This is a genomic window from Acinetobacter sp. YH16042, from assembly GCF_013417245.1.
GTDB lineage: Bacteria > Pseudomonadota > Gammaproteobacteria > Pseudomonadales > Moraxellaceae > Acinetobacter > Acinetobacter amyesii.
The window spans coordinates 62,490-68,655 of sequence record NZ_VPEJ01000017.1 but is presented as its reverse complement, the minus strand read 5'-3'; the positions used below and the strand labels follow the sequence as shown (position 1 = coordinate 68,655).

Annotated in this window: 6 protein-coding genes; 3 read left to right on the top strand and 3 right to left on the bottom strand. The window is 38.6% G+C overall.

What is annotated here, in order from left to right:
• Nucleotides 1-61 precede the first annotated feature (61 nt).
• Nucleotides 62-1,435 carry a dihydrolipoyl dehydrogenase gene (locus FTV37_RS12265; protein ID WP_180063979.1) on the bottom strand — a complete coding sequence of 458 codons (1,374 nt, stop codon included), beginning with the start codon at nucleotides 1,433-1,435 and terminating at the stop codon, nucleotides 62-64.
• Nucleotides 1,436-1,576: 141 nt separating this feature from the next.
• On the opposite strand from FTV37_RS12265, the gene FTV37_RS12260 reads away from it, so the two are divergent.
• Nucleotides 1,577-3,793, top strand: a complete 2,217-nt coding sequence (locus FTV37_RS12260) for an Ig-like domain-containing protein (protein WP_180063978.1) — start codon at nucleotides 1,577-1,579, stop codon at nucleotides 3,791-3,793.
• Between the two features lie 155 nt (nucleotides 3,794-3,948).
• On the opposite strand, the gene FTV37_RS12255 is transcribed toward FTV37_RS12260, so the two are convergent.
• Complete coding sequence (locus FTV37_RS12255; RefSeq protein ID WP_180063977.1) at nucleotides 3,949-4,371, bottom strand: beta-lactamase hydrolase domain-containing protein; 423 nt, start codon at nucleotides 4,369-4,371, stop codon at nucleotides 3,949-3,951.
• The gene (locus FTV37_RS12250; protein WP_078191321.1) at nucleotides 4,364-4,699 is read right to left on the bottom strand and encodes a TIGR01244 family sulfur transferase; all 336 of its coding nucleotides are present in this window, start codon (nucleotides 4,697-4,699) and stop codon (nucleotides 4,364-4,366) included. The genes FTV37_RS12255 and FTV37_RS12250 overlap by 8 nt, the downstream gene beginning before the upstream one ends.
• 124 nt (nucleotides 4,700-4,823) lie before the next feature.
• Between FTV37_RS12250 and FTV37_RS12245 the strand changes: the two genes are divergently transcribed.
• Nucleotides 4,824-5,720, top strand: coding sequence for an alpha/beta hydrolase (locus FTV37_RS12245; protein WP_180063976.1), 897 nt, complete (start codon nucleotides 4,824-4,826; stop codon nucleotides 5,718-5,720).
• Nucleotides 5,721-6,152: a thioredoxin TrxC gene (gene trxC / locus FTV37_RS12240; RefSeq protein ID WP_078191319.1), complete on the top strand. Its 432-nt coding sequence runs from the start codon at nucleotides 5,721-5,723 to the stop codon at nucleotides 6,150-6,152.
• Nucleotides 6,153-6,166: the final 14 nt, after the last annotated feature.

The following is a 6,166-nucleotide window of genomic DNA, read 5'->3' as shown; positions in this document are numbered from 1 at the left end:
GAAGGGGGCGAAAATAAAGCGTTGGAAATCCAACGCTATAAATCGACCTAAAACGATAAAATTATCTTAACTGACGTCGTGCATGCTTTAATGCAGTTCTTAACCCTTCTTCTAAAGTTGGATGATAGAAAGGTTTATCCAAAATTTCATGTATGCTTAGTTCTTCTGAAATCATCCAAGCTAGCAAATGTGCTAAATGTTCAGCTTCTGCACAGAATAGCTCAGCTCCTAATAGTGTATGGTTAATTGTATCCACATATACTTCGGCAGCCCCTTTATTTTTAGCAGCAACAATCGCACGACCTTGTTTTTCGAAAGAAACGAAACCAATGACGAATTCTGTGTTTTTATCTTGTAGTTGCTTATAGCTTTGACCAATAGTTGCCATTTGTGGTGTAGAAAATAAGATGCCTAAAGGGGTTAGCGTCTTGATGGATTTAATTTGTGGAAAGTTTAAACAGTTTTGTACTGTAAATTTACCTTCATGAGCTGCTTCGTGTTGGATAGGGGTATTGGTATGTGCATCACCGACTATAAAAATTGGATAATCAGCTAGTTGCTTTGTATGCGGATTGATCGGTAAATTTTTAATATCTTTAAATTCTGCACTTATACGTTCTAAACCTAAGGTATTTAATAATGTACGTCTGCCAGTTGCAGCTAAAACATAGTCAACTTGTAGCGACTTTTGTACGTTTTCTTCAGTATAGGTTAAATGAACTAGATCGCCTTCAAGAGAGTAATGTTCAGGTAAAATTTCAAACTTTAGCTTTAATTTTTTACTTAACTCTTCCTGTGCGAGCTTTTGTAATATGGGGCTAGTCAATGAGCCAATTTTTCGACTACGTGCAAAAACAGTAGTGTTTACATTGAGGCGTGTTAAAGCCTGAGCCAATTCTAAAGCGATTACGCCACTTCCAATAACTGCGACAGATTTTGGTAGTTGTTCTAATTCGAATATCTGATCGGATGTAATTAATTTATCGCCTAATATTTGTTTTTGTTCAGCATTTATAGCAGGAGTTGTACCTACAGCAAGGATAAATGATTTGGCTTGAAATATTTGGTTATTTACTTGAATTGTACTTGAATCAATAAATTCTGCTTTTCCAGAAATTTTATGTTGGCTTGGCCAACTTTCAACATCTTTTAACGTGGCTCTTGTAAAACGATCACGTAAAGTTTGAACATGGTGCATGACTCTAGAGGTGTCAATTTCACTTTTGACATCTAGTCCTAAATTTTCGGCGTGTTGTATATCGTATATCCGGTTTGCAGTAGAAATAAGTATTTTACTTGGCATACAACCGACGCGTGCACAGGTAGTGTCCCAGGGACCATCATTAATGATAAGAATATTTTGTGTTTTTTTAATTGCTTCTTTATAGGCTGAAATGCCTGCTGTTCCTGCACCGATAATGATGATGTCGTACATAAAATTCTCCTTCATTCTTCAAATTTAACATATCAAACATTTGTATTCCTTGTGTTTACATAAAGCTATAATTATGGTTACATAGCAACCAATAAATATTTATAACAACTCTATATATATTGAGGGTTTTGGGGGAATTCCATGCAAAAAAAACAAGTGACTATGAAACTGTCAGCTGTAGCTTTAGCCGTATTGTTGGCAAGTTGCGGTGGTGGTGGTAGTGATGGTTATTTTAATGAAGGGGCAAATTCTGGTGGTTCTTCAACAAATCCCAATACTGGTGAAGAAGTCAAATCGCTGAATGCTAGCGCAATTCAGCTGAAAGATTTGAATGGTAATTCGACTACGGTTATTACTGCAGAGGGTGTAACAGCTACTGTAAAAGTGACAGATCAGTCTGGAAATGGTGTTAGTGGAGCAATCGTTACATTTACTTCAACTGGTGGAGTCACTTTTGGCAGCTCTAATGCTGCAGTTGTGACTAATGCAAACGGTGAAGCAACTATTTCAGTAACACCTGAAAATTTGAGCAGTACAGGTGCCTACAAAATTTCAGCAAGTGCTGAATATGATGGTAATACCGTTACAGCAAAAGATGCAGTCTTTAGTTTACAGTCATTAAATGTTGTCTTATCAAATATATCTGCTGCAGCTGCTGGTCTTTCATCTGGCGCTTCTACAAATATTACTTTAAAAACTTTAAATCAAAATTCTCAAGCGCAAAACAATGTAACGGTGAACTTTACTGCAAGTTGTGGAACATTCGATCCTGCATCTGTAATTTCATCAAATCAAGGCAATGTTATTACTTCATATAAAGCCATTGCTTCGAATGGTGATTTATGTGAAGGCCCTGTTGTTGTTACAGCATCTTCGCCAAGCAGCTCAGCCACTGTTACAACAACACTTAATATTGCAGCGGTAGCAGCAGATTCTCTAGTTTATACAACTGCCGCTGATGTTAATTTAGGTATAAAGAGCAGTGGATCTGCAGCATCTAACTCTATTGAGTTTACGCTTTATGCCAATGGTGTTCCTGCAAAAGATAAAGACGTAGAGGTCTCTTTGGAAAAAGCGCCAAATGATCTTAATTTTGTGACATTGAATAACCGCGCTACCCAAATATTAAAAAGTGATTCTAAAGGTAAAATTGTTGTTAATTTATATCCAGGTAATATTCCAGGCCCTGTAGAGATTAAAGCAACATTGGTCGCATCTCCAACTGTATCAGCAATTTCTAAAGGCGTGAAGGTTTCTTCTGGACGCGTTACACAAAATGGTGTCAGTCTATCTGTTTCTAAACAGTCTTTACGTACAGATATTGATGGGGATGTTGCAACGATCGTTGCCCGTATGCGTGACCGTACAGGTAACCCTGTACCGAAAGATACAGTCATCAGTTTTGTCAGCGAAGGCGGTAAAGTTGATTCAAACTGTATGACGGATGATAAAGGTGTTTGCTCTGTGACTTTTACGACTCAGAGCCCAAGACCTTTAGATAACCGTGTGACTGTTTTAGCCTATGTTGAAGGTGACAAGAGTTATATAGATAATAATGGCGACAATTTATATACAGCAGGCACGGATACCTTAACTGATAATATTGGCGATTTCTTTAAGGATGATAACGAAGATAATCTACATAGTGTAGGTGAATTCATTTATCAAAAAGCCGCTGGTGCATTACAATGCGCGATTTCTAGCTTTGCACAACCGAATATCCCAAATACTTGCGACAGTGGTCTAAGTGCAGTACTCCGCCAACAATTGGTATTCTCTTTTGCACACGACACACCAACATTTGTTTGGAATACAGGATTTGATAGTAATGGGTTCATTACAAGTGGTTCAGGCAATTTTAGCTTCCAAGTGTTTGGCAACTCGCAAAAAACAGTGCCGATGCCATCAGGTACAACTATTTCTGTAGCAGTGAAAGATAATAGTGATTTTCAACCTAAAGCTAAACTTCAATTAGATGCTACAGATTCAACTAAACAAATCTTGAAAGTTTCAGGGGCAGAACCAAATACTACTCTAATTGTAACCATTGATAATGTTGATTATGCTGTAATAATTGATTCAACTGGAATGGGGAGTAAGGGGGGGATTGCATCAACTGTGACGGGCACTCCTGAAATCGCTTATAAAAATTTATCTTGTGAAGCTGAAATTAGAAGTGGAAATTTAACAGTTCCGAATACTATGGCTTTATTAACACCAAGTACATTCGCAAATAATGGAAATGACCTAGTGAGTTACACAGTTCGCTTGAAAGGCTGTACAGCAGGAGATGATGTAAAAATCATTTCAAGTGTTCCAGGCGGTAAGAGCGTAACATCTTGGTTAAATATTAAATAATATAAAAATAAAAAACAGCGCTTCGGCGCTGTTTTTTATTTTAGGGACTGAGAATTTAAAGTGCAGTCCCGACACTTACACCAACGGTTGGACGTACATTCATAGAATTACACCCTGTTAGCAACAACGTTGTAAATAAAACTGCAAACACAAATTTAGTCATTGAGCAAACCTTGAGCCTTAGCTTGATTGAAAAGAGATGTCGAACGAGAGCCGCTACGACAAATCATCAAAATGGGTTTAGGAAGCTCATTATAATATTTGGCAAATTCTTTCACGTCTGTTTGAGAAATTTTACCGCTTTGCACAGGTTGATACACAACACTCACATGAGACTTTTCAGCAATGCCTCGTAACTGTAAAACAGTCACTTCATTGTCCGCCTCATTATCTGGTCGATTCACAATCACAGATTTAAATTTAAGTTGTTTGAGTAAACTTGAAAACTTATCTGTGGTCATTTGTCCAGAGACACTTAAATTTGCATTTAAGGGCTGACTGTTATTATCAGCAAATGTAGGTGCTGAAAAGACACAAGTTGCGATCAATAAAGCTTTTTGAATGAAAGCCTTAGTCATCCAAAAGATCCATCTGTTTTGCCAGTTGATATAGGTTATTCGAACGGTTACCTGTACGGCAGAACATGAGTACTGGCTTTGGCAATTCATTAAAATGATTCGCAAAGTTACGGACATCTAGCTCAGAAATTTGACCGGCAACAACCGGTTGATGAACATAGTCTAAACCAGCGCTACGTGCTGCTTCTTCAATTTGAGCACTGGTTGGTTGCTCAGGACCACCTTCCATGTCAGGGCGGTTATTGATAATCGATTTAAAGCCTTTTTCAACCACTTGCGCTACATGTTCTGGGCCTATTTGACCTGCAAAACCAACATTTTCGCTCATTGAGTCACTCCATAATTTAATTCATAGATTTATGCTTTATGATAGCATTAAGCACAAACTTGAGCAGATTGTTCTTAAATTTTTATAAGCGATTACAACCATAAAATAACGCAATGGAGCGCGTATGCACGCCTATACAGTCGAACCACTGTATGTCAAAAGCGGACAAGATGTTATAGCTGCTGACTTTTATCGTCCAAAATCTGTTGAAAAACCTGCAGTCATTCTTATGGCACATGGTTTGGCGGCATTACGCCAGTTTAAATTAGTGCAATATGCCAAGCGCTTTGTGCAAGCAGGCTATGCTGTCGTGTTGTTTGATTATCGCTATTGGGGGGGCAGTACAGGGCGTCCGCGAGAGTTAGTAAACCTGAAGGCACAACTTGAAGATTGGCGGACCATGATCGATCATTTACAGCAGCGTAAATCGATTGATTCGAGACGTATTGTATTATGGGGAACATCACTCAGTGGTGGCTATGTACTTAGTTTGGCGGCAGAGCTTAAAAATATTAAAGCGGTGATGGTACAAGTTCCATTTGTCGACGGCGCTGAAAGTGCAAAATTGTATCCCTTACAGCAATTACCAAAAGCGTTAAAATTATCGAGTCAGGACTATATGGGTTCTAAAGTTGGGATGAGCCCAACGACTTTACCTGTAGTCGATCCACATAGATTGTGTTTTTTACAGTCTGAAGACAGTTATGCGGGCTACTTATCGATTGTCAATCCTGATTTTTATTGGAGTGGCGAAATTCCGGCTCGGGCCTTTTTTAAGTTAATCCGTTATCGCCCAATATTGGATGTCCGTAAAATTAACATACCGGTACTTTTTATTGCAGCCAAAGAAGATAGTTTGATTCCCATTGAATCAAGCCGAGAAACTGCGACCAATATTGCACCGTATGTGCAGTATTATGAGTGGGAAATGCAACATTTTGATATTTATCACGGGCAATGGTTTGAAAAAGCCATGGCAACCCAATTAGAATTTTTACATCAACATGTTGGAGTCAGCTAAATGATCGTTGTGTGTCCTGAATGTGGTGCAAAAAACCGTGTGCCTGAAGAAAAACTCGAAGTTGGACCTGCATGTGGTCAATGTCATCAAGCATTGATTCCATTGGCGCCCATCGAGTTGAATGAAAAGAACTTTGCAAATTTTATTAGCAATAGTGATTTACCTGTGCTGATCGATTTATGGGCTGAATGGTGTGGACCATGTAAGATGATGGCGCCACACTTTGCACAAGTTGCAAAATCTAATCCGAAAGTAGTTTTTGCCAAAATTGATACCGAAGCAAACCCTCGATTGAGCGGTGCATTTAATGTTCGCAGTATTCCTACACTGGTTTTGATGAATAAAACCAACGAAATTGCTAGAATAAGTGGTGCAATGCGTGCTGGTGAGTTACAACAATGGCTCAACCAGCAGTTAAATCTACCTCAATAAATGTCAGCGCCAGG